The organism is Aureimonas sp. D3 (assembly GCF_001463805.1).
Classification (GTDB): Bacteria; Pseudomonadota; Alphaproteobacteria; order Rhizobiales; family Rhizobiaceae; genus Aureimonas; species Aureimonas ureilytica_A.
Genome location: NZ_BBWM01000035.1, coordinates 175,139 through 197,361 on the forward strand (window position 1 = coordinate 175,139; position 22,223 = coordinate 197,361).

Below are 22,223 nucleotides of genomic sequence, written 5' to 3' on the forward strand. Positions count from 1 at the left end.
GGTCAGGCCCCTTGTTCGTTTGCAGATTGCGCCATAGCGGTGGCGCCCGTCAGCTTATGCGTAGGATAGGCGCGGTCATACATCGAGGGTTTCGCGTCCACGAAGACTTTTTCCGCAGACACGAACCTGCTCAGATCATCCGACGCCTGGACGGCTTCGGCATGTTGGAAACCGTCACGAGGACGCCACGCGATGCTCGATCCACCGTCTCGGCAAACCAGCCGCTCGCTGCCGTTCGACGACGGATAGATACCGACCATCTCCGACTGAGTCAGCTTTGATACGCTTTCGCCTGGGGTGACGGTAAAATCACAACCACCCCATCGGCGACACATCTCGCCATGACGAACGCCGAATGCACGTTTCGTCGGGCGAGCTCCGAAGCGGAGTGCGCAAAACATGGCGCTCCCTCGCCTCAGCTTCTCGCCCCGACGGCATCTCAATTCGCCTTTGCCTTCTCATCCCCCGGAAGAACGTAGTCCGTTCCCTCCCAAGGCGACAGGAAATCGAAATTGCGGAACTCCTGGCGCAGCTCGACGGGCTCGTAGACCACCTGCTTGCGCTCCTCGTCGTAATGCACTTCGACAAAGCCGGTCAGAGGGAAATCCTTCCGAAGCGGATGCCCCTCAAAACCATAATCCGTCAGGATGCGACGAAGATCCGGATGCCCGGTGAAGAGGATCCCGTAGAGGTCGTAGGCCTCCCGCTCGAACCAATCTGCTCCCGGAAAGATCCCCGTGATGGACGGCACAGGGCGATCCTCATTCGTCGTCACCTTCACACGGATCCGCTGATTCAGATACGGGGAGAGAAAGTGATAAACGACTTCGAACCGATCAACCCGATTGGGGTAATCGACCCCTGCGACATCAATGAAATTCTTGAACTGACATTGAGGATGGTCGCGCAGAAGCGTGACAACGTCCAAAACATCGGAGGGACGAATTACGAGCGTCAACTCACCATAGGCGAGTTTGCGGTCGACGATTTTCCCACCCAACGCTTCGCCCAGAAAATCGGAGAGCTCGCTTGTACTCATATCAGCGCTCGATTGTTCCAAGACGGCGAATCTTCTTCTGAAGCAGCAACATGCCGTAAAGCAGCGCTTCGGCGGTCGGCGGGCAACCAGGAACATAAACGTCCACCGGCACCACGCGGTCGCAACCGCGCACGACGGAGTACGAATAGTGGTAGTAGCCACCCCCATTCGCGCAAGAACCCATGGAAATCACATACCGAGGCTCCGGCATCTGATCGTAAACCTTGCGCAGCGCGGGCGCCATCTTATTGGTCAGCGTTCCTGCCACGATCATCAAATCGGACTGGCGAGGCGACGCGCGAGGAGCAAAGCCGAAGCGCTCGCCATCATAGCGCGGCATCGACATTTGCATCATCTCGACGGCGCAGCACGCGAGACCAAACGTCATCCACATCAGTGATCCCGTGCGGGCCCATTGGATGAGGTCTTCGGTCGACGTGACGATGAAGCCCTTATCGGCAAGCTCGCTGCTGACATCGGCCACGAACGGATCAGCAGCGGGGCTGACCTGGAGATTCGAGCGAGACCCCAGCGAAGAGGAAGAGGGATTCAATCCCATTCCAAAGCACCTTTCTTCCATTCGTAGACGAAGCCGACGGTCAGCACGCCAAGGAACACCATCATAGACCAAAGACCGGCCCAGCCGAGTTCGCCAAAGGACGCAGCCCATGGGAACAGGAATGCGACCTCAAGGTCGAAGATGATGAACAGGATCGACACGAGATAGAATCGAACGTCGAACTTCATTCGGGAATCATCGAACGCATCGAAACCGCACTCGTACGCCGAGAGCTTCTCATCGTCCGGCGCTCGGAACGCAAGAAGGAACGGCGACACCAGAAGGGCGAGACCGATCAGCAGCGCGACGCCAACGAAAATCACAATCGGGAGATAAGAACCAAGGAGCTCGTTCACAAGCCTAACTCTCCATATCGCGACCCTGTCGCGACCAGATAACAGCTTGAAGCAGCTCTACTTTCAGCAGCGTTAAAACCACGTTGCCCAAGCCGTCGAATATCTCGAAGCCGCTTCCGCCTCATCAAATCGAGGCGAGAATTAGACCCTTCCCAAACTAGAAGCAAGGCATCAAACGTCGCTGCGCACCCACTTCGTGCAAGCTTGAAAGGCATCGGTCAGGGAGCGGAAACGAACCGTCGGGCAGTGCGTAGCGGGAAGAATGGCGCGAGTGACGGGGCTCGAACCCGCGACCTCCGGCGTGACAGGCCGGCACTCTAACCGACTGAGCTACACCCGCGCATGTGCCACCCTTTCGGATGGGTAGTTTAAGAAATGGCGCGAGTGACGGGGCTCGAACCCGCGACCTCCGGCGTGACAGGCCGGCACTCTAACCGACTGAGCTACACCCGCTCCTCATACCGCTGTCGTCTCCTTCAGCGGTATGAGCGGTCGTTTAAGGCCTGCCGCCGGGGGTGTCAACGTGATTCTATCGGTCCTGCGAGATCAACGGCTTACGGGTCGGACGCAAGGCTGCATGGCGGGCGTACGACGGAATCACCAAAGGCTGATGACGAATCGAGCGGACGAGGAGCAAGGTGAAAACGCGATCTTCGAATCGCACCAGGGACACCTTGCTTTTCCGGTCGAGACCGCTTATCCGAAGCGGTGTCGGGCGATTAGCTCAGTTGGTAGAGCGCCTCGTTTACACCGAGGATGTCGGCAGTTCGAGCCTGTCATCGCCCACCATGCCCGTTCGATTGCGGTTCAGGGGTTTATACCCTTCCATCTCGATATCCATCATCCCGTGAAAGCGACGCTTCAGCGGTCTCGTATGCCGTTGCTGTACGAGACACTGCTCTCGGTCGTGTTGTCGTACGTTGTCGTCCGACCCCGAAAACGCATCGCGGCGTTGGCCTCTACGGCTCCGCTCCTCGCGCAATGGTTTGCATATCGTCCCCTGCGCCACGGATCTGCCGAAGGCCCCGATCAAAAAAAGCCGACGTCGAGCGCCGGCTTTCCAAACTGCATTCTATGAAGGTGGTCAGCTCGCGTTGACGGCGTCCTTGAGCCCCTTGCCAGGCGTGAAGCGCGGCACGTTGCGGGCGGGAATATCGACTTCCGCACCCGTCGACGGATTGCGTCCCTTCGAGGCGGCGCGGTGCGAAACGGAGAAGGTGCCAAAGCCGACGAGGCGTACGTCGTCGCCCTTCGCCATAGTTGCCTGGAGCGCATCGAAGACGGCATCGACAGCCGTCGTTGCGTCTTGCTTCGAAAGACCTGCCTTCTCCGCAACGACGGATACGAGCTCATTCTTGTTCATGCCAAATCTCCAAACGTTCTGTCTTCCCGACTCAGGCGGTGACGATGCTGAAAATGCCGCCCAGGTTCAAGGAGAGATGGACCAGAAGCCCTCGAAACAAGGCTTTTGCAAGCAAAATGCCGCCCCGGAGGGCGGCATCTCTTCGTTTTTAGCGGTCGATCGCTTTCAGTGAGCAATCGTGGGGGAGGCATCCTCTCCCGAATCACGGGCGGGCGTCGGCTCGCTGACCTCGGTCCACTCGATCGGTTCGGGCTTGCGTATCAGTGCGTGAGCAAGAACCTCGTTCATGTGCGAGACCGGGATGATTTCGAGACTGTTCTTCACATTGTCCGGGATTTCCGCGAGATCCTTCGCGTTCTCCTCAGGAATCAGAACCGTCTTGATGCCACCGCGCAGAGCCGCGAGCAGCTTCTCCTTCAACCCACCAATGGGCAGGACGCGGCCGCGTAGCGTGACCTCCCCCGTCATGGCTATGTCACGACGCACGGGAATGCCCGTCATCACCGAAACGATCGCCGTCGCCATCGCGGTACCTGCCGACGGTCCGTCCTTCGGTGTTGCCCCCTCTGGAACGTGAACGTGGATGTCACGCTTGTCGAAAAGTGGCGGCTCGACTCCGAACTCAATGGCGCGTGAGCGGACATAGGACGCAGCTGCGGAAATCGACTCCTTCATCACATCTCGAAGATTGCCCGTCACCGTCATCTTGCCCTTGCCGGGCATCATGACGCCTTCGATCGTCAGCAACTCGCCGCCCACCTCCGTCCAGGCCAAGCCCGTGACGACACCAACCTGATCCGACAATTCCGCCTCGCCGTACCGGTAACGTGGTACGCCCAGGTAGTCGGCGAGATTGGCGGCCGTCACGGCGACGGACTTGACATCACCCCGCACGATTTGCGTGACCGCCTTACGTGCGAGCTTCATCAGCTCACGCTCATAAGAACGCACACCGGCTTCCCGCGTATAGCGGCGGGCGATCTCGCGAAGCGCATCTTCGGAGACCGAGAACTCGCTGTCCTGCAACGCATGATCCTTGATGGCCTTCGGCAGAAGGTGCCTTTTGGCGATCTCGACCTTCTCGTCTTCGGTGTAGCCGGCGATCCGAATGATCTCCATACGATCCATAAGGGGACCGGGAATGTTCAGCGTGTTCGCCGTCGTCACGAACATCGTGGACGAGAGATCGTACTCGACCTCCAGATAATGGTCCATGAAGCTCGCGTTCTGCTCGGGATCGAGCACTTCGAGCATCGCCGACGACGGATCGCCACGGAAGTCTTGGCCCATCTTGTCGATCTCATCGAGCAGGAAGAGCGGGTTGTTCCGCTTCGCCTTCTTGAGCGACTGAATGACCTTGCCGGGCATCGAGCCGATATAGGTTCGACGATGACCACGAATCTCCGCTTCGTCGCGCACGCCGCCCAGCGCCATACGGACATATTCACGGCCCGTCGCGCGGGCGATCGACTTGGCAAGCGACGTCTTGCCAACACCCGGAGGGCCGACCAAGCAGAGGATCGGACCTTTGATCTTGGGCTGACGAGCCTGAACCGCCAGATATTCGACGATCCGCTCCTTCACCTTATCCAGACCGTAGTGCTCTTCGTCGAGAATTTCCTCGGCGCGCTTCAGATCGATCCGAACCTTGGACGACTTGCCCCAAGGCAAACCCAGCAGCCAGTCGAGATAGTTACGGACAACCGTCGCCTCGGCAGACATGGGGCTCATCTGCCGGAGCTTTTTGAGCTCGGCGGACGCCTTCTCCTTGCCTTCCTTCGACAGCTTGGTCTTCTTGATACGCTCTTCGATCTCAGCCAACTCGTCGCGGCCTTCCTCGCCGTCGCCGAGTTCCTTCTGGATCGCCTTCATCTGCTCGTTCAGATAATACTCGCGCTGCGTCTTCTCCATCTGACGCTTGACGCGCGATCGGATGCGCTTCTCGACTTGGAGCACCGAGATTTCGGCCTCCATGAAGCCGAGGGCCCGCTCCAGCCGCTCGCGAACGCTCACGATCCCGAGCATCTCCTGCTTTTCGGGGATCTTGATCGCAAGATGAGACGCCACGGTATCGGCGAGCTTGGAATAGTCATCGATCTGACCGGCCGTGCCGACAACCTCGGGCGAGATCTTCTTGTTCAGCTTGACGTAATTCTCGAACTCCGAGATCACAGAGCGGGCCAGGGCCTCGACTTCGACCTGATCGTCTTCCTCGTCTTCGACGATGAAGGCATTGGCTTCGTGCCACTCGGTGCGATCCGTGAAATCCGTGATCGACGCGCGGGCGATCCCCTCGACCAGAACCTTTACCGTTCCATCGGGCAGTTTCAGAAGTTGCAGAACATTGGCGAGCGTGCCGAGATCATAGATCGCGTCGGGCGCGGGATCTTCGTCGCCGGCGTTCTTCTGAGTGGCAAGCAGGATCTGCTTGTCCGACCCCATGACCTCTTCGAGAGCCTTGATCGATTTTTCCCGCCCCACGAAAAGAGGGACGATCATGTGCGGGAACACCACGATGTCGCGGAGAGGGAGAACCGGATAGGTCTGCGCGTTCTCGGAGCCGTGACCGCTGGCGGATGTCGGAATGGACATGAAATTCCTTTCTGCGGCTGAGCCGCTGGAGGCCCCTCATCCCGGCCCGTTCAGGCACCGAGACGAAAGCCGTCATCGAACTGCAATGTGGCTATTTCTTCCGACCCGTTCAAGCGTCTGGCGCGACGCGAAAGAACGAGCGGGTCGGTCGCTCAACGGAATATAAAAGCGAATGGCCCGCTCCGGTGTCTTGCCGGAACGGGCCATCCAACGATCAAACTTTCGAAGTGTTCAGACGATCAGGCACTCGCCGGTTCCTTTTCGTCCTTCCGCTCGGAATAGATATAGAGCGGACGCGCGTTTCCATCGATCACCTCTTCCGAGATGACCACCTCCCGAACGCCTTCGAGCGTCGGCAGGTCGAACATCGTGTCGAGCAGCATGGCTTCCATGATCGAGCGAAGACCACGAGCACCTGTCTTGCGCTCGATGGCCTTGCGAGCGATCGCCTTCAGGGCGTCCTCGTGGAATGTCAGCTCGACATTCTCCATCTCGAAGAGGCGCTGATACTGCTTCACGAGCGCGTTCTTCGGCTCCACCAGGATCTGAACCAGCGCGGGCTCATCCAGATCTTCCAGCGTCGCGAGAACCGGCAGACGACCGACGAATTCCGGAATCAGACCGAACTTCAGAAGATCCTCAGGCTCCACACGGCGGAACAGTTCGCCGGTGCGACGATCTTCGGGTGATTCGACGTTGGCTGCGAAGCCGATCGACGTCTTGCGACCGCGATCCGAAATGATCTTGTCGAGACCGGCGAAAGCGCCACCGCAGATAAAGAGGATGTTGGCTGTATCCACCTGCAGGAACTCCTGCTGAGGATGCTTGCGACCACCCTGAGGAGGAACCGACGCGACGGTGCCTTCCATGATCTTCAGCAGAGCCTGCTGAACACCCTCACCCGACACGTCGCGCGTAATGGAAGGATTGTCGGACTTGCGGCTGATCTTATCGATCTCGTCGATATAGACGATGCCACGCTGCGCGCGTTCGACATTGTAGTCGGCCGACTGCAGCAGCTTGAGAATGATGTTCTCGACATCCTCACCGACGTAACCGGCTTCGGTCAGCGTCGTCGCATCCGCCATGGTGAACGGAACGTCGAGGATGCGCGCCAGCGTCTGCGCCAGCAACGTCTTCCCGCAGCCCGTCGGACCCATCAGCAGAATGTTCGACTTCGCCAGTTCGACGTCATTGTTCTTTTGCGCGTGGGCCAGGCGCTTGTAGTGGTTATGCACCGCAACGGACAGAACCTTCTTGGCGAAGGACTGGCCGATCACGTAATCATCGAGAACCGCAATGATCTCCTGCGGAGTCGGCACACCCTCGCGCGACTTCACCATCGAGGATTTGTTTTCCTCGCGGATGATGTCCATACAGAGTTCGACGCACTCATCGCAGATGAAGACCGTGGGCCCGGCGATCAGCTTGCGGACTTCGTGCTGGCTCTTTCCGCAGAAAGAGCAATAGAGCGTGTTCTTGCTATCGCCGCCGCTCACTTTGCTCATCGTTCTTCCTTCCGTTCCGCACCTCGGACTTGGAGGTCCGGAGATGGGTCGTCAGACCCTTTTCGTCATCCTATGCTGCAACGCTCACAAAGCAATCGTTCAAGTCGACCGGCAGAAGGCTTCGTCGCAGTTCCGTCACTACAAGGTAGCCGGATCATCCTTGATCGACGCTTAACGACAACGCCGGCTTCCACCGTTCAAGGTAGAAACCGGCGATGGCAACATCAAGGTCGTTTCGTCGATCAGTTCGCGGTGTTGGTTTCCAGCGCCTCGCGCGAGGAATAGACCTTATCGATCAGGCCGAACTCGCGGGACTCGTCGGCCGTCATGAAATGGTCGCGGTCGAGCGTGCGTTCGATCGTCTCGTAGTCCTGGCCCGTATGCTGAACATAGACTTCGTTCAAACGACGCTTGAGCTTGATGATGTCCATAGCATGGCGCTCGATGTCCGAGGCCTGGCCGGAGAAGCCACCCGAGGGCTGGTGAACCATGATGCGCGCGTTGGGCGTGGCAAAGCGCATATCCTTGTGACCCGCGCACAGGAGAAGCGACCCCATGGAGGCCGCCTGCCCGATGCAGAGCGTCGACACGGCCGGCTTGATGAACTGCATCGTGTCGTAGATCGCCATTCCGGACGTCACCACACCGCCCGGCGAGTTGATATAGAGCGAGATTTCCTTCTTCGGGTTCTCGGCTTCCAGGAACAGGAGCTGAGCGCAGACCAGCGTGGCCATCGAATCCTCGATCGGCCCGGTGATGAAAATCACGCGCTCCTTGAGCAAGCGCGAGAAGATGTCGTAGGCGCGCTCTCCACGATTTGTCTGCTCCACCACCATGGGCACGAGGTTCATCGCGGTTTCGAGAGGATGCTTCATAGGAGGAATCGTCCGTTGATGGAGGGGTCGGTGGTGCCACCGCAATGCGTCGAATCGGGCTTTCGTCCGGAGCCCCCTAGATAGGGCTTTGCCGGGCCGCTTCGCAACCTTGGCCGCTGGAGCGTTACGGTCCGCTGAAAACGAAGAAGGCTGGCCCATGGGCCAGCCTTCAAATGGTCATTACGTCCAAGGATCAGGCCGCGACGGCCTCGTCCTCGTCGTCCTTCAAAAGCTCTTCCTTGGAAACCGTCTTGTCGGTGACATCCACCGTGGCCAGAAGATGGTCCACGACCTTCTCTTCGAAGATCGGGGCGCGCAGACTCTGGACCGCGTCCGGCGTGTTGCGGAAGTAGTCGTAGACCTGCTGCTCCTGACCAGGATACTGGCGTACCTGCTCGATCACGGCGCGCTGAAGTTCCTCGTCGGACACCGTGACGCCGGCCTTCTCGCCGATCTCGGAGAGGACGAGACCGAGACGAACACGACGCTCGGCGAGCTTGCGATACTCGTCGCGCGCCTTTTCCTCGGTCGTGTCTTCGTCCTCGAACGACTTCCCGCTCTGCTCGAGTTCGCGCGTCACCTGCGCCCAGATGTTCTGGAACTCGGCTTCGACGAGCTTGGAGGGCAGTTCGAACGAATAATCCGCGTCCAGCGCGTCCAGAAGCTGACGCTTGACCTTCTGGCGCGTGGCCTGACCGAACTGGCTTTCGATCTGGCCGCGCACGATCTCACGCAGGCGATCGATCGACTCGAGGCCAAGCTTCTTGGCCAGTTCGTCGTTCAGCTCCATCTCATCGGGCTTCGCGACGGCCTTGACCTTCACTTCGAAGGTCGCGGGCTTGCCGGCCAGATGCGCGGCACCGTAATCCTCGGGGAACGTCACTTCGACGGTCTTGTCCTCGCCAGCGGACAAACCGACGAGCTGGTCCTCGAAGCCGGGGATGAACTGGCCGGACCCCAAAACGAGATTCGAGTCAGTCGCCGAACCACCCTGGAAGGCTTCGCCATCCACCTTGCCGACGAAATCCATCGTGACGCGATCACCGGTTTCGGCCGCGCCATCCTTCGGCTGGAAGGTGCGCGCGCTCTCGGCGATGCGCTTGACCTGATCCTCGACTTCCGTCTCGTCGATCTCGACGACCGGACGCTCGATCTTGATCCCGTCCGTACCCTTGAGCTCGAAGGTCGGCAGGGTTTCGTAAGCCACGGTGAAGCGGAAATCGCCCTCGCCGCGAAGAACCTTTTCGGCCTCGGACTCGTCTTCCGTCATCTGAATTTCGGGACGCATGGCCGAGCGCTCGTTGCGCTCCGCGATCACCGAACGCGGCGTCTCGTTGATGATCTGGTTCACGATCTCCGCCATGATCGACCGACCATATGTCTTGCGCATATGGCTCATCGGGATCTTGCCGGGCCGGAAGCCCTTGATCTTCACCTGATCCTTGATTTCGAAGAGGCGGGTCTGCAGCCGTGCCTCAAGGTCCGACGCCGGCACGACGATCTCGATCTCGCGCGACAGGCCTTCGGCCTTGGTTTCCTTAACCTGCATCATCAACCCTTTATGGTCTGCGACGGCGGCCCCTGGTCCGTCGTCGCGCGTCTATCTCGTTTGCCTGGGTTCAGACATGGTGCGGGTGGAGGGACTCGAACCCCCACGCTTTTGGCGCCAGAACCTAAATCTGGTGCGTCTACCAATTCCGCCACACCCGCCCGGTGTCGTGAACCATACGGCTTGCACGACGCGCGCTCTATATCATCGGTGCCCGCCGCGTCAAAGTTTAAAACAGGTTTGCGACAAAGCCAGCGGTAGGAGCCTCGCGCCAAGCCGACGCACCGCAGCGTCTACCCAATCGTTTAAATCGGTTTATGTTGCATTGCATCATTCGCAGACCTGCCATGCGGGCCGGGCGATACCAGTCGGAAGCAGGGTTCCGTATATTGTGACCACGGAAGCGGATCGCCCCTCGATCTCGACTTCAATCGATTAGAACCGATCACGGAACCCGACCGATGAACATTATCCGCTCGTATTCGACTTGGCGCCGCTACCGCGAAACCTGCACCGAGCTGAACCGCCTTTCGCAGCGCGAACTCTCCGATCTCGGTATCGCCCGCTCCGACATCCCGTCGGTCGCTCGTCAGGCCGTTCGCTGAATCCCCCTTATCCCTCGGGCTCCCTCCTCCTCCCATGAGCCCTTGTGGACAGCAAGCCTGCGGCTTCTCCTCCCATCGCAGGCTTCCTAACGACACCCGCCGGTCCTCCCCCGGCGGGTGTTGTCGTTTAGGGGTTATGTCTTTCGCACCCGACTGGTTGTCGAAGCCCGTTCCGATCGGGCAGTCGATGCGGTAAGACAAGGGAATGACCAAGATCACACCCATTCACATTATCGGCGGCGGCCTTGCTGGCTCGGAAGCCGCTTGGCAGATCGCGCAGGCGGGCCAGCCCGTTATTCTTCATGAAATGCGCGGTGTCCGTGAAACGGACGCGCACAAGACCGATGCCTTGGCGGAGTTGGTCTGCTCCAACTCGTTCCGCTCGGACGATGCCTCGACCAATGCGGTGGGCGTTCTCCATGCGGAGATGCGCCTTGCGGGCTCGCTGATCATGCGATGCGCCGACGCGCATCAAGTGCCCGCCGGCGGGGCGTTGGCCGTGGATCGGGACGGTTTCGCCGAGGCCGTCACCGAGATTTTATCCGCTCATCCGCTGGTGGAAATCCGCCGCGAGGAAATCGTCGGCCTGCCGCCCGAAGACTGGGGTTCGACCATCGTCGCGACCGGGCCGCTGACGGCGCCCGCCTTGGCAGAGGCCATCCGCGAGACGACCGGCGCGGATGCACTCGCCTTCTTCGATGCGATCGCCCCTATCGTTCATTTTGAGACGATCGATCTGGAGAAGGCGTGGTTTCAGTCCCGCTACGATAAGGTCGGCCCCGGCGGGACGGGCAAGGACTATGTGAACTGCCCTCTCGATCGCGATCAATATGAGAGTTTTGTCGCGCAGCTGATCGCCGGCGACAAAACCGAGTTCAAACAATGGGAAGGCACACCCTATTTCGACGGGTGTCTTCCCATTGAGGTGATGGCGGAACGCGGCGTCGAGACGCTGCGACACGGCCCGATGAAACCGATGGGCCTCACCAACGCGCATCAGCGGGACATCAAGCCCTATGCGGTCGTCCAATTGCGGCAAGACAACGCGCTCGGCACGCTCTACAATATGGTCGGCTTCCAGACGAAGCTGAAATATGCCGATCAGGTACGTATCTTTCGCAGCATTCCGGGCTTGGAGAATGCCGAGTTCGCGCGGCTGGGTGGCTTGCATCGCAACACCTACCTGAACTCGCCGACGCTTTTGGACGGGACGTTGAGGCTCAAAAGCCTGCCGCGCCTGCGATTCGCCGGGCAGATCACAGGCTGCGAGGGCTATGTGGAATCGGCGTCGATCGGTCTTCTCGCGGGCCGTTTCGCGGCGGCAGAAGCGCGCGGCGAGATCGTCTCGCCGCCCCCTGCGACGACCGCGATGGGCGCTCTGCTCGGTCATATTACCGGCGGCCACCTCGTCACGGATGAGGAACCCGGCAAACGTTCGTTCCAGCCTATGAACGTCAATTTTGGTTTGTTCCCGCCGATCACCATTCCTCGCGAAGAAGGAAAACGGCTTCGCGGCAAGGAGAAGACCATCGCCAAGAAAATGGCTTTGTCCGCACGTGCCCTGGAGCACTTCGCAGCTTGGCTGGCGAACACGTCCCAACACGAATCCCTCTCCGAAGCTGCAGAATAGCTCGGTCAGCAGGCGTCGGTGGTTCCGCGAGTGCCGCGGGCGTCCGCCCAATCCTCAGCGCGCCGGTTCAGCGCCGGGCGACACACGCCACTGATCGGCGCGGATCAATAGTGTGGCGGTCAGCGCTGTGAGTCGTGGTGGCTGGCTCTCGTAGTTCGCGCGCGTGACATAAAGCCTGATCCCGCGCCCGTTCTCCGTACCAAGGTCGAGCACCAGAGGCTCGGCCACCGACACGCCCAGTTCGATCAGCCTGCGTAGCAACAGGCCCGTTTCGACATGGTCTGCGCGACCCTCGAAATGGATCGCCAAACGACGGCCATCGCTCTCTAGCTCAAGACGCCCTCGTCCAGTCTGCTCCTCGCCGCTCCCCGTTTGTAGATCGATCAGCGCGAGGTCATAACCCGTCAGCGAAACGGCTTGGCCTTGCGGTGCGCGAAAGGAGCGGATCAGCGTCGGTTGCTCTGCTGGGCTGTCCCAGCCCAGCGCCTGAAACAAAACGGGAAGCGAAGACATCGAACCGTCCAGATGTTTGTCGGCGACCAACTGCGCGGGCAATGCTGAGCGAACCGCGTCCATACCTCCCACATCTTCCAGGATGGCAAGCCGCTCGCGAATCTCCGCGCGCCGACGGGAATCGCCTGTTCGCCAGACATCCACGCTCAAAGCACGAAGAGCCGATGTTTGGCTTCGTTCGACGCTGGCGATCATACTCCAGGGGCCGAAGCTGGAGGCGATCATGGCCGTCATGGGAATGGCTACCATCCAGCGAATATCCCCTCGGGCGCGAGGGACGATCTGAATGAGAACGATGCCAGCGAAGGTCGCGATCCACAGGGCGGAGTAGTAGGTCGATGGCGTGAGGCCCCACACATCCACCTCGCGCCATTGAGAGACTGCCAGGGTCGCAATGGGAGCGATCGTCACGCCAACCCAGTACCGATGGAAAAGCCGGGTCGACGTCGCGCTGGACGGCGCAAATGGGTCAGCGCCGATTCTCAGCATCAGCGCAAGGCTGCAGAACACGAATAGAAGCCACCGCGCTTCGCTCGCTTCCAAACCGCCCGAGAGCAACGTGCGAATGATGTAGGCGTGAAGCACCAACGCTGCGAGCCAGACGAGCGGCGCCAGAATCCAATCGAACAACGGCCGAATCGCCTTTGCCAGTCGATCTTCGGAACCTGAGATGACGGGGGACGGAGACACTTCGGGCACGCGACCGAGCGCGATCAGCGGTGCGACGAGCGTCAGCCCTGTCACGAGGACGTAGCGATCTGCGTTCTCGAAAAGATCGGTGTCGAACAAGGTTCGAACCATTTCCACGATAGCGTAGAGCCCGACGAGGAAAACGCAGGCGGACAGAAACGCGATAACGAGCCCGACCGCCGCCCAAAGACCGAAGCTCCAGAATTCGTCCGAGCCGCCGTGCCGGACGAAAGGCGCAAGTGGCACGGCGAACATCATGGCGGACGAGAGGCCGGCTAGTTGATAAGGTGAGACGTCGACGAAGAGGACGATCGCTCCGACACATCCAGCCGTCCCCATCGACAAGAGCAGACCGATCAGGCGCCCCCATCCCTGCCCTTCCGCCGCCAATGCGACGATTAACCCAGCCATTGCGGCGAGCGACAGTGCGGTCAAAAATAGGAGCGAACGGTCGAAACCATCGATTGAACCGGCCTCGAGATTGGACGCAACCGAGAAGGCCACGATCAACAAGGCAGGAATGGGGAATCTCTGAAGACCGGACGCGGCGTTATGGGCGAGACCACGACCGATGCCTGCGATGCATCCCAGCATGATCGATCCTCAAACTCGGAACCAGCGATTCAGGGGAGCCATCCCGGTTCGAAGCGGACTGATGCAATGCCCTCTTCCGCTTTCAGAACCGGTTCCTTGTAATCACCTCAAGAGCGCATCTGCCGCCAGTAGAACCAAAGCCGTCGGAGAGCGCTCGGTTCCGCACCGGCCGTGATCGGAGCCTTGCCGGCCCATAGCGCAGGCAGAAGTGCCGGGCGGACGGAGACGGGAATAGATGCCCACAGATGCAGGACGGGATCGAGATGCTCTCGCGCGAACGCACGCATGGCATCGCGGGCGCGCTCAGATCCGGCTCCACCTGCCAACCAAGTCGAGGCATCGATACCGGTCGCGGTCAGAATATCGGCGGGCACGTAGACTTGGTGACGGTTGCGATGAATCGCCTCCGAGCGCAGCACGGAGATCGCGGTTTGGCCCACTCCGGCGTGGCCGCACGCGTCCGCCAGACTGGGCGCGGCCGAGCGATCGAGCACCATCGTCGCCATCATGATCAAGGCGGAAGACGTCTCTCCTGCATAGGCTTCGAAGTCGGCGCGCGACGGCATCGGGTCGTTGTAGAGGTCGAAAACCCGAGCCTCGAGATAGCGCTCGAACGCATCGAGCGGCAGGGCGTGTTCGCGAATCGTCGCGATCAGAGCCGTCGCGATCGGGGAGCCCTGAGCGGCGTCCTCCAAGGGTTCCTCACTCGCCAAGCGGTCGCGCCACCATTGAAGGCGGATTTCGCCGGGCAATGGCTGCGACACCAGATCGCGAATGCGCAGCGTTTCGAGATGGAAGGCGTAGAGCGCAAACAGGTGCTTCTGCGCCGGCTTCGTGGCGAACCCCACCGCAACAGCACGATCGGGATCGCCGTCCTGAACGATTCGCTCACATTCGGCGTAAGCGGACAGTAGGCCGCCGGAAGGAGCTGAATCAGTCAACGGCGATCAGCGCCGCCGCGACCGGGCGTCCTTCCGCGAGCATGATATTGTAGGTTCGCACGGCGGCGCCCGTCGACATGGGATCGCAGGAGATCCCGGCCTTTCGAAACCGATCCAGCAAAGCCGGCGGAACACGGCGAATATCGGCACCGGTGCCGTACAGGAAAAACCGGATATCCTCCGCTTCCTCGAACGCCTTCAGCAGCCTCGCGCCGCCGAAGGGTTCGTCCGCGTCAGCGGACCAGCCATAAATGCCGGACGGGAGACAGAGAATCGATCCGCGATGCGACATGTCGGCGAACCGGAAGCCGCCGTTCCCGTAGGCGTCGATCGGAGCGCGGCGCGGATAATGTGCGTCGCGAATTTCGGGGTCGCTCGGCTCGGCCATGGATCAGGCCTTGCCAGAGGTCGACGGCGTCGAGCCGCCAACGCGTTTCGGCTCGGGCGCATCGCTCTTGTCTCCGCCTCGGATCGTTTCCGGGCGAAGCTTGAAGTAGATCAGGACCGGCGCCGCGATGAAGATCGAGGAATAAACACCGACCAACACACCCGCCAGCATCGGCGCGACGAAGACGCGAATGACGTCTCCACCGAAGGCGTACAAGGCGACGAGGGCGAGAACGAGCGTCACGGCCGTGAGCAGCGTGCGCGATAGGGTTTCGTTCAGAGAGAGATCGATGATGTCCGATATCGGCATCTTCTTGTATTTGCGAAGGTTTTCGCGAATTCGGTCGAACACGACGACCGTGTCGTTCAGCGAGTAGCCGACAATCGTCAAGATCGCTGCGATGGAAGAAAGATTGAACTCCAACTGCGACACGACCAAGAAGCCGATCGTCATCGCGACGTCATGGGCCGTTGCGAGCAAAGCACCGATGGCGAACTGCCATTCGAAGCGCAGCCAGACATAGATCGAAATCGCAAGAAGCGCGGCCCCGACCCCGAACACCGCCGCCCAGGCCAGCTCGCCCGACACGGTCGGACCGACCACCTCCACGCGCTGGAAATCATAGTCGTTGGCGAGAGCCGAGCGTACTGCGTTGACGCTGGCCTGCGGTGTTTGCGCGTCCTGGGGCTGCACTCCGAAGCGGACGAGAACGTCACTCGCGGCGCCGAACTGCTGAACCTGGACGTCCCCCTCGACAATGCCGGAGAGATCCTGACGGATTGCGCCGACGTCGGCCGTTCCATTCTTGGCGCGCAGTTCGAGAACCGTACCACCAGTGAAATCGATGCCGAAATTCAGGCCGCCGACGAAGAGACTGCCGATCGACGCCAGCGAAAGTCCGATCGTGATCGCAAAGGCCCAGCGACGAATGCTCATGAAGCGAATGCGGGTTCCATGCGGAACGAACGACACCCAGCCCTTCGGCACTTCCTTCGGGCGGCGATGACGGAGCCAATAGGACACCATCCAGCGCGTGAGCGTGAGGGCGGTGAAAACGGTCGTGAAGATGCCGAGCGCCAGTGTAATGGCGAAGCCACGCACCGGGCCCGATCCCAGGAAGAACAGAACGACGGCGGCGATCAACGAGGTGACGTTCGCGTCCATGATCGTGCCCAGCGCCTTATGGAACCCGGCATCGATCGACTGGACGACGGATCGCCCGTTTCGCCGTTCCTCCAGCAAGCGCTCATAGATGAGAACGTTGGAGTCGACCGCCATGCCCATCGTGAGCACGATGCCGGCAATGCCAGGCAAGGTCAGCGTGGAGCCGAGCGCCGACAGAAGCGCCACGAGCAGAATGACGTTCACCAGCAGCGCGATGTTCGCGATCACGCCGAGGAAGCCATAGGCCACGAACATGAAGACGACGACCAGCGCGCCGCCGATGATACCGGCGGCCTTGCCCGCCGCGATCGAATCGGCGCCGAGGCCAGGCCCAACCGTCCGCTCTTCGATGATATCGAGCGTCGCCGGAAGCGCACCGGCGCGCAGCAGGACGGCTAGATCATTGGCGGATTGAACGGTGAAATTGCCGGAAATCTGCGCTTGGCCGCCGAGGATCGGCTCGCGGATATTGGGTGCGGACAGAACCTTGTTGTCGAGGACGATGGCGAACGGCCGACCGACATTTTCCTGCGTCACCTGACCGAAGCGCTGCGCGCCCCGGGCGTCGAAGCGAATATTGACGACAGGCTGGTTGGTCTGCTGCTCGAAACCGGCCTGTGCGTCCGTCAGGTTCTCGCCCGAAATCATGACCTGACGCTGCACCAGAATCGGATGCGGCTTGGTATCCGTCGTTTCGAGCAACTCGTCACCGGCCGGCAGAGGCTGCGCGCCACTCGCCACGGCTTCGGCCGAGTTGTTCACGTCCACGAGGCGGAAGGTCAGACGCGCCGTCTGGTTGAGGAGGCTTTTCAGACGAGCCGGGTCTTGCAGGCCTGGAACCTGAACCATGATTCGGTCGAGGCCTTGGCGTTGAATCACCGGTTCGGTCGTACCCAGTTCGTCAACGCGACGACGCACCACTTCGATCGACTGCGACACGGCGGTCGAGAGTCGATAATCGATGCCGGCATTCGTCAGCGCCAAGCGGTACGTGCCAGGCTGTGGTTCGGTGAGGTCGGTTTCCGTGACCGATCCGCCGGCTAGAAGCCCGCTGGAAATTGGCGAGGTCAGGCCCTGCAGAGCTGCGCGCGCGGCCTGAGCCTGGGCGGGATCGCGTAGGGCGAACTGGATCGCACCATTGTTCTCACGCAGATTCGTGAAGCCGACATTGGCCGAGCGCAAGCTGACCTGCACGTCCTCGCGCAGGCTCTGGAGCCGATCGTTGATCAACGAAGCGCGATCGACCTCCAGAAGCACATAGGAGCCTCCTTGGAGATCCAGCCCCAGTGTCATGGGCTGTTTCGGCATGAAGGAGGGCAGACTGGCCCTCTGCTGTTCCGTCAAAAGGTTCGGGAGCGCGAACAGCACGCCCAAGAGAACGGCGAGCCAGATGAAGGTGGTCTTCCACCGCGAGAAATAGAGCATGGCGTTCCCGAACGACAATCGGAGCACCGGACCTTCTGGCCTGCGGCGCTCCGAAAATGCGGTACGGCAGAGTGATCTGCCGAATACGAAAATGGATCGGGACGACCCCGATCCGCTGACAGATTACTTCGAATTCGCCGCCGTGGGCTCGCCCTTCACGCGCACATCCGCGACCATGGACTGGAGCACCCGAATCTTGGTCTGCTCGGAAATCTGCACTTCCAGTTCGCCATTCTCCTGGACCTTGGTGACCTTGGCGATGATGCCGCCACCGGTGACGATCGTGTCACCACGACGAATATTGCGCAGCATTTCGTCTCGCTTCTTCGCCGCGGAGCGCTGCGGGCGAATGATCAGGAAATACATGATCGCGAAAACGGCAATGAACGGCAGAATGCTGATGAGGATGCTCTCCGGCCCCCCCGCTGCGGTGGCGGTCTGTGCGAAAGCCGGCGATACGAACATCAAGATCTCCCAACAAACGGAAAACAGGGCGCCCGGCCCTTCACAAGATGCGCGCAATATACGATCGGTCGAACCGATTGCAACACGCGCCGCCCGGCAATGCCCGGCGGTATCGGTCTTTCCAGAGGTCAGCCCGTGACGTCCGAAACGGAACTTCTTTCTCTCCTGCGCCGCGCGGCGGATGCGCTGGAACGGCTCGCGCCGCGCGCGGCACCGCCCCTCGACCTGGAAGCCGCCGATTGTTTCGTCTTCGCACCGCCTTCTGGTTTGACGCCCGTACCCCGCGTCAATCGCGTGGATTTCGAACTGCTTCGCGGGATCGATCGCTCCCGTGACATTCTGCTCGACAACACGGAACGGTTCGCAGCCGGGCTACCCGCCAACAATGCCCTTCTCTGGGGCGCGCGCGGCATGGGAAAATCCTCGCTGGTGAAGGCGGTGCACGCGAAGGTCAATTCGTCGCGAGGTGAACGTACGGCGCTGAAATTGATCGAAGTCCATCGCGAGGACATCGATGATCTTCCGCAGTTGATGACGATGCTTCGCGATCTGCCCTGCCCCATCCTGCTGTTTTGCGACGATCTGTCATTCGATCACGACGACACATCCTACAAGTCGCTGAAAGCGGCGCTCGATGGTGGCGTCGAAGGTCGGCCCGGGAACGTCCTGTTCTACGCCACCTCCAATCGGCGGCACCTCCTGCCGCGAAACATGATGGAGAACGAGCAGTCGACGGCGATCAACCCCAGCGAGGCGGTGGAGGAGAAGGTTTCTCTTTCCGACCGATTCGGTCTCTGGCTGGGTTTCCACAAATGCTCGCAGGACGACTATCTTGCGATGGTCGATGGCTACCTCGCCGCAGCGGGAATCGATCTCGATCCTGCAGAGATGCGACGCGATGCGCTGGAATGGAGCACGACCCGGGGCAGCCGATCGGGCCGCGTCGCCTATCAATATGTAACGGACCTCGCAGGACGCCTCGGGCGGTCCCTAACGCGTTAACAAAAACGCCGCACCGAGCTTAGATCAGCTCGGCGCGGCGTTCGATGACAATCGATGATCCGACGCTCAGCGAAGATAGGTCATCGGGTTAACCGGCGAGGAGTCCTTGCGCACTTCGAAATGAAGCATCGGGGCGTCTGCGTCACCGGTCATACCCGCCGTCGCGATCTCCTGCCCCCGCTTCACGGTCGCGCCGCGCTGCACCTTGATGTCGTCCGCGTGTCCGTAAACCGTCACGAGACCATTGTCGTGCTTCACGAGAACGGTCTTGCCGAACTCCTTGAGCCCTTCACCAGCATAGATGACCACGCCGTTTTCGGCCGCCTTGATCGGAGTGCCGCGCGGCACGGAGATGTTGAGACCGTCATTGCGGCGCGAACCGACCTTGTCCCCGAAGCTCTTGATGACGCGACCCTGAACCGGCCAGCGCATCTGGTCGATGCCCGTACCGCTCGGGATCGACACGGTCTCCTCTTCCTCTTCTTTCGAAGCGGGTGCTGCCGGAGCCGCCGTGGCAAGCGCCGTGCTGGAAGCGCTGGGCGCTGCCGCCGGCTGCGCGGGGGCCTCATGCGCAACCTGCTTGGGCGCCGTCGCGATCGGAGCTGCCGCCGCAACAGGCGCAGTGGTAGCCGGAGCAGTCGTCATGGTCGCCGGCTTAGCCGAGGCCGCCTCGTGCGCCACGGGCGGTGCGGCAGCAGGTGCCGGGCGCGAGTGAGCCGGAGGCGAGCGCGGAACGGCGATCGCGGCGGCCTGTGCCTGAAGCGTCGTCGGCGGGGCTCCGAGCGCTGCATAGCGCGTGTTGGCGGCCGGCTGCGCGGCTGCCGTCATGCTACCGCCCGCCGGAATCACCAGCTTCTGGCCAATCTTCACATTGTCGTCGCTCATGCGGTTCGCGGCCCGCAGGTCACTCGACCGCACACCGTGGCGGCGCGCGATACCCAGAAGCGAGTCGCCGGACGTCACGACATAGGTGCCGGCCGAGCCAGTCGAAGCAGGCGAAATGGCGCGGGACGCTTCCGTGCGAGCGACTTCGGCGCGATTGACAGGCGAGGAAACCGGCTGGGACATGGCGGCCGCTGCCGCCGGGCGGATCGGCTCATAGGTCTCGTTGCCGCCGCTATAGGACGCGGCCGGCGGAGGCGGCAGGGCCGAGCGCGAGACGCGCGGCGTCGCGGCGGCGTAGGTGCGCGGAGCGCCTGTCGTGCCGGCCCCGTAGGACGCGTTGGGCTGACCCTGCCCATAGGACGGGGCCGCCTCGGCCATAGCGGGCTGCGATTGGATCGGCGCCTTCGGTATGGCACCGGTATAGAAACTATCCTGCAAGCGCGTGGCGTCCGCGCTGCAACCAGCAGCCAAGGCGGCGAGCGCGATCAGCCCCGCCGAGCGCACAAGCCGAAACCGACTCTGATTCAACACGTCCGTCCGCATTGCAGTCCCCAAAAGCATTCGCCCAACCTGGGAACATTAGAGCGCGTTAATGTTACCCGAGGGTTAAACGCCGTCAGGTCATCGATCGAATTCTTTAGAGGTAGCTGGCGACACCCGTCTCAAGCGGCTGGAGACGCGCGTGAAACAGCGTCTCCTCTTCGAAGCGACTGCCAAGGCGCTGATGACGCACGACCCGCTGAACATGGCTCGGATCGCCCAAAGCGCAGAGAAGAATGCCCTGAGAGGAAATCTGCTCGACGAAATTTCGAGGCAGCATCTCGAACGAGCCATGAACGACGATGCGATCGAACGGCGCCTGGTCAGGATAGCCCGTCCGCCCGTCTTCTTTCAGATAGGTCACGTTGCCGATGCCGCAGCTTTTCAAACGATCCTGCGCCTTGGTCAGGAGCGTTTGGTAGCGGTCGAGCGTCAACACCTGCACGCAAAGCTTGGCCATAAGCGCCGTGATATAGCCGCTTCCGGTCCCGATCTCCAAAACACGGTGTTCGGGTGCGATCTTCAATGCCGCAACGAGGCGCACCGCGTGGCGCGCGCCCGGCATGGATTGCCCGCAATCGATCGGAAACACCTTATCGCAGTACGCGTCCTTCGCATCCTGCGGAACAAAGAGGCGTCGCGGCACGGACTCGACGGCCGTCAGAACGCGGGGCGTCATGCCGTCCACCGTTCGCACCGTCATCAGGAAAGCAGCCAATTGCTCGCGATCAAGCATGGAGTTCGGCATGACGGATCAGCGGAAAAGATCGCGCATCTGCTCTCGCAGGGCGTGATGCGTCAGATCGAGATGCAGAGGTGTCACGGAGATCCGGCGGGCGTTGAGTGCACCGATATCAGACCCGTCCAGTTCGCCCCCCGCCTGGCGGCCGAACCTAAGCCAGAAATACGGGAAGCCACGACCGTCGAGACGTTCTTCAACGCCCAGGGCATAATCCAGCTTTCCCTGCCGGGTCACCTCGACGCCTTCCACAGCGTCGGGCTCCACAGCCGGGAAGTTGACGTTGAAAAGCGTGCCGGCGGGCGCATCCACCGAAAGCAGGCGTTGTACGATCAGAGCGCCGTGTTGGAGCGCCGTGGCCCAGACCACATCGCGACCCGAGTTCGGGCGATAGGCCTGACTGAGCGCAATCGAGCGAATGCCCAGCATCATGCCCTCGATCGCGCCGGCGACGGTCCCCGAATAGGAGACGTCGCCGCCGATATTCTGCCCGGCATTGACGCCGGATAGAACGAGGTCCGGCGGCTCGGGCATCACATGCTTCACCGCCATGATGACACAATCTGTTGGCGTACCGCGAAGCGCGAAGCGGCGCTCCCCCTCCTGACGGAGCCGAAGCGGCGATGACAACGTCAGCGAATGTGACAAGCCGCTCTGATCCGTTTCCGGCGCCACCACCCACACTTCATCAGACAGCTGCCGGGCGATCTTCTCAACGATCTTCAAGCCTTCGGCATGAATGCCGTCGTCATTCGTCAGGAGGATGCGCATGAGATCAGCGAGCCCCGATCCGCTCGAGAC

The 22,223-nt window shown here is 61.0% G+C and carries 20 protein-coding genes and 4 tRNA genes; 4 read left to right on the forward strand and 20 right to left on the reverse strand.

What is annotated here, in order from left to right; all coding sequences use genetic code 11:
- Positions 1–2 precede the first annotated feature (2 nt).
- From AUL36_RS24455 to AUL36_RS10820, 6 genes are all read right to left on the reverse strand, one after another.
- A complete protein-coding gene (locus tag AUL36_RS24455; protein WP_210168852.1) occupies positions 3–401 on the reverse strand; it encodes a GFA family protein in 399 nt (132 codons plus the stop codon).
- Positions 402–439: 38 nt separating this feature from the next.
- Positions 440–1,039, reverse strand: coding sequence for an NADH-quinone oxidoreductase subunit C (locus tag AUL36_RS10800; protein ID WP_062220392.1), 600 nt, complete (start codon positions 1,037–1,039; stop codon positions 440–442).
- Position 1,040: 1 nt separating this feature from the next.
- Positions 1,041–1,598, reverse strand: a complete 558-nt coding sequence (locus AUL36_RS10805) for a NuoB/complex I 20 kDa subunit family protein (RefSeq protein WP_058598260.1) — start codon at positions 1,596–1,598, stop codon at positions 1,041–1,043.
- The gene (locus tag AUL36_RS10810) at positions 1,589–1,954 is read right to left on the reverse strand and encodes an NADH-quinone oxidoreductase subunit A (protein WP_058598259.1); all 366 of its coding nucleotides are present in this window, start codon (positions 1,952–1,954) and stop codon (positions 1,589–1,591) included. The genes AUL36_RS10805 and AUL36_RS10810 overlap by 10 nt, the downstream gene beginning before the upstream one ends.
- A gap of 263 nt (positions 1,955–2,217) precedes the next feature.
- Positions 2,218–2,294: transfer RNA gene (locus tag AUL36_RS10815), tRNA-Asp, on the reverse strand.
- Between the two features lie 36 nt (positions 2,295–2,330).
- A tRNA-Asp gene (locus AUL36_RS10820) sits at positions 2,331–2,407 on the reverse strand.
- A gap of 260 nt (positions 2,408–2,667) precedes the next feature.
- On the opposite strand from AUL36_RS10820, the gene AUL36_RS10825 reads away from it, so the two are divergent.
- Positions 2,668–2,743, forward strand: a tRNA-Val gene (locus AUL36_RS10825).
- Between the two features lie 295 nt (positions 2,744–3,038).
- Here AUL36_RS10825 and AUL36_RS10830 read toward each other — a convergent pair.
- The 6 genes from AUL36_RS10830 to AUL36_RS10855 form a co-directional block, all read right to left on the reverse strand.
- Positions 3,039–3,317 (reverse strand): HU family DNA-binding protein, encoded by a 279-nt coding sequence (locus tag AUL36_RS10830; RefSeq protein WP_058598258.1) that lies wholly within the window; start codon positions 3,315–3,317, stop codon positions 3,039–3,041.
- Positions 3,318–3,482: 165 nt separating this feature from the next.
- Positions 3,483–5,909, reverse strand: coding sequence for an endopeptidase La (lon, locus tag AUL36_RS10835; protein WP_062220394.1), 2,427 nt, complete (start codon positions 5,907–5,909; stop codon positions 3,483–3,485).
- A gap of 239 nt (positions 5,910–6,148) precedes the next feature.
- Positions 6,149–7,417 (reverse strand): ATP-dependent Clp protease ATP-binding subunit ClpX, encoded by a 1,269-nt coding sequence (gene clpX, locus AUL36_RS10840; RefSeq protein WP_058598256.1) that lies wholly within the window; start codon positions 7,415–7,417, stop codon positions 6,149–6,151.
- Between the two features lie 242 nt (positions 7,418–7,659).
- The gene (locus tag AUL36_RS10845) at positions 7,660–8,292 is read right to left on the reverse strand and encodes an ATP-dependent Clp protease proteolytic subunit (RefSeq protein WP_062220396.1); all 633 of its coding nucleotides are present in this window, start codon (positions 8,290–8,292) and stop codon (positions 7,660–7,662) included.
- Between the two features lie 193 nt (positions 8,293–8,485).
- Positions 8,486–9,841: a trigger factor gene (gene tig / locus AUL36_RS10850; RefSeq protein WP_062220430.1), complete on the reverse strand. Its 1,356-nt coding sequence runs from the start codon at positions 9,839–9,841 to the stop codon at positions 8,486–8,488.
- 77 nt (positions 9,842–9,918) lie between these two features.
- Positions 9,919–10,002: transfer RNA gene (locus tag AUL36_RS10855), tRNA-Leu, on the reverse strand.
- A gap of 300 nt (positions 10,003–10,302) precedes the next feature.
- On the opposite strand from AUL36_RS10855, the gene AUL36_RS23220 reads away from it, so the two are divergent.
- Positions 10,303–10,446, forward strand: a complete 144-nt coding sequence (locus tag AUL36_RS23220) for a DUF1127 domain-containing protein (protein ID WP_082640465.1) — start codon at positions 10,303–10,305, stop codon at positions 10,444–10,446.
- 205 nt (positions 10,447–10,651) lie between these two features.
- On the forward strand, positions 10,652–12,076 hold the full coding sequence (gene trmFO, locus AUL36_RS10860; RefSeq protein ID WP_062220398.1) for a methylenetetrahydrofolate--tRNA-(uracil(54)-C(5))-methyltransferase (FADH(2)-oxidizing) TrmFO: 1,425 nt from the start codon (positions 10,652–10,654) through the stop codon (positions 12,074–12,076).
- Positions 12,077–12,130: 54 nt separating this feature from the next.
- Here trmFO and AUL36_RS10865 read toward each other — a convergent pair whose 3' ends face one another.
- From AUL36_RS10865 to yajC, 5 genes are all read right to left on the reverse strand, one after another.
- Positions 12,131–13,873, reverse strand: coding sequence for a DUF4153 domain-containing protein (locus AUL36_RS10865; protein ID WP_062220400.1), 1,743 nt, complete (start codon positions 13,871–13,873; stop codon positions 12,131–12,133).
- A 107-nt stretch (positions 13,874–13,980) separates the two neighbouring features.
- Positions 13,981–14,721 carry a phytoene/squalene synthase family protein gene (locus tag AUL36_RS10870; protein ID WP_062220402.1) on the reverse strand — a complete coding sequence of 247 codons (741 nt, stop codon included), beginning with the start codon at positions 14,719–14,721 and terminating at the stop codon, positions 13,981–13,983.
- A gap of 85 nt (positions 14,722–14,806) precedes the next feature.
- Positions 14,807–15,202 carry an Mth938-like domain-containing protein gene (locus AUL36_RS10875; RefSeq protein WP_062220404.1) on the reverse strand — a complete coding sequence of 132 codons (396 nt, stop codon included), beginning with the start codon at positions 15,200–15,202 and terminating at the stop codon, positions 14,807–14,809.
- Between the two features lie 3 nt (positions 15,203–15,205).
- Positions 15,206–17,791, reverse strand: a complete 2,586-nt coding sequence (secD, locus tag AUL36_RS10880; RefSeq protein WP_062220406.1) for a protein translocase subunit SecD — start codon at positions 17,789–17,791, stop codon at positions 15,206–15,208.
- 123 nt (positions 17,792–17,914) lie between these two features.
- The gene (gene yajC, locus AUL36_RS10885; protein ID WP_058598249.1) at positions 17,915–18,256 is read right to left on the reverse strand and encodes a preprotein translocase subunit YajC; all 342 of its coding nucleotides are present in this window, start codon (positions 18,254–18,256) and stop codon (positions 17,915–17,917) included.
- A gap of 135 nt (positions 18,257–18,391) precedes the next feature.
- Between yajC and AUL36_RS10890 the strand changes: the two genes are divergently transcribed.
- A complete protein-coding gene (locus tag AUL36_RS10890; protein WP_374700760.1) occupies positions 18,392–19,258 on the forward strand; it encodes an ATP-binding protein in 867 nt (288 codons plus the stop codon).
- A 66-nt stretch (positions 19,259–19,324) separates the two neighbouring features.
- Here the strand turns inward: AUL36_RS10890 and AUL36_RS10895 are convergent, their stop codons facing one another.
- The 3 genes from AUL36_RS10895 to surE all read right to left on the reverse strand — a co-directional run bounded on the left by AUL36_RS10895 (position 19,325) and on the right by surE (position 22,193).
- Positions 19,325–20,674, reverse strand: coding sequence for a M23 family metallopeptidase (locus AUL36_RS10895; protein ID WP_210168853.1), 1,350 nt, complete (start codon positions 20,672–20,674; stop codon positions 19,325–19,327).
- A 106-nt stretch (positions 20,675–20,780) separates the two neighbouring features.
- Positions 20,781–21,419: a methyltransferase domain-containing protein gene (locus AUL36_RS10900; RefSeq protein ID WP_210168854.1), complete on the reverse strand. Its 639-nt coding sequence runs from the start codon at positions 21,417–21,419 to the stop codon at positions 20,781–20,783.
- Between the two features lie 18 nt (positions 21,420–21,437).
- Positions 21,438–22,193: a 5'/3'-nucleotidase SurE gene (gene surE / locus AUL36_RS10905; RefSeq protein WP_062220414.1), complete on the reverse strand. Its 756-nt coding sequence runs from the start codon at positions 22,191–22,193 to the stop codon at positions 21,438–21,440.
- Positions 22,194–22,223 lie beyond the last annotated feature (30 nt).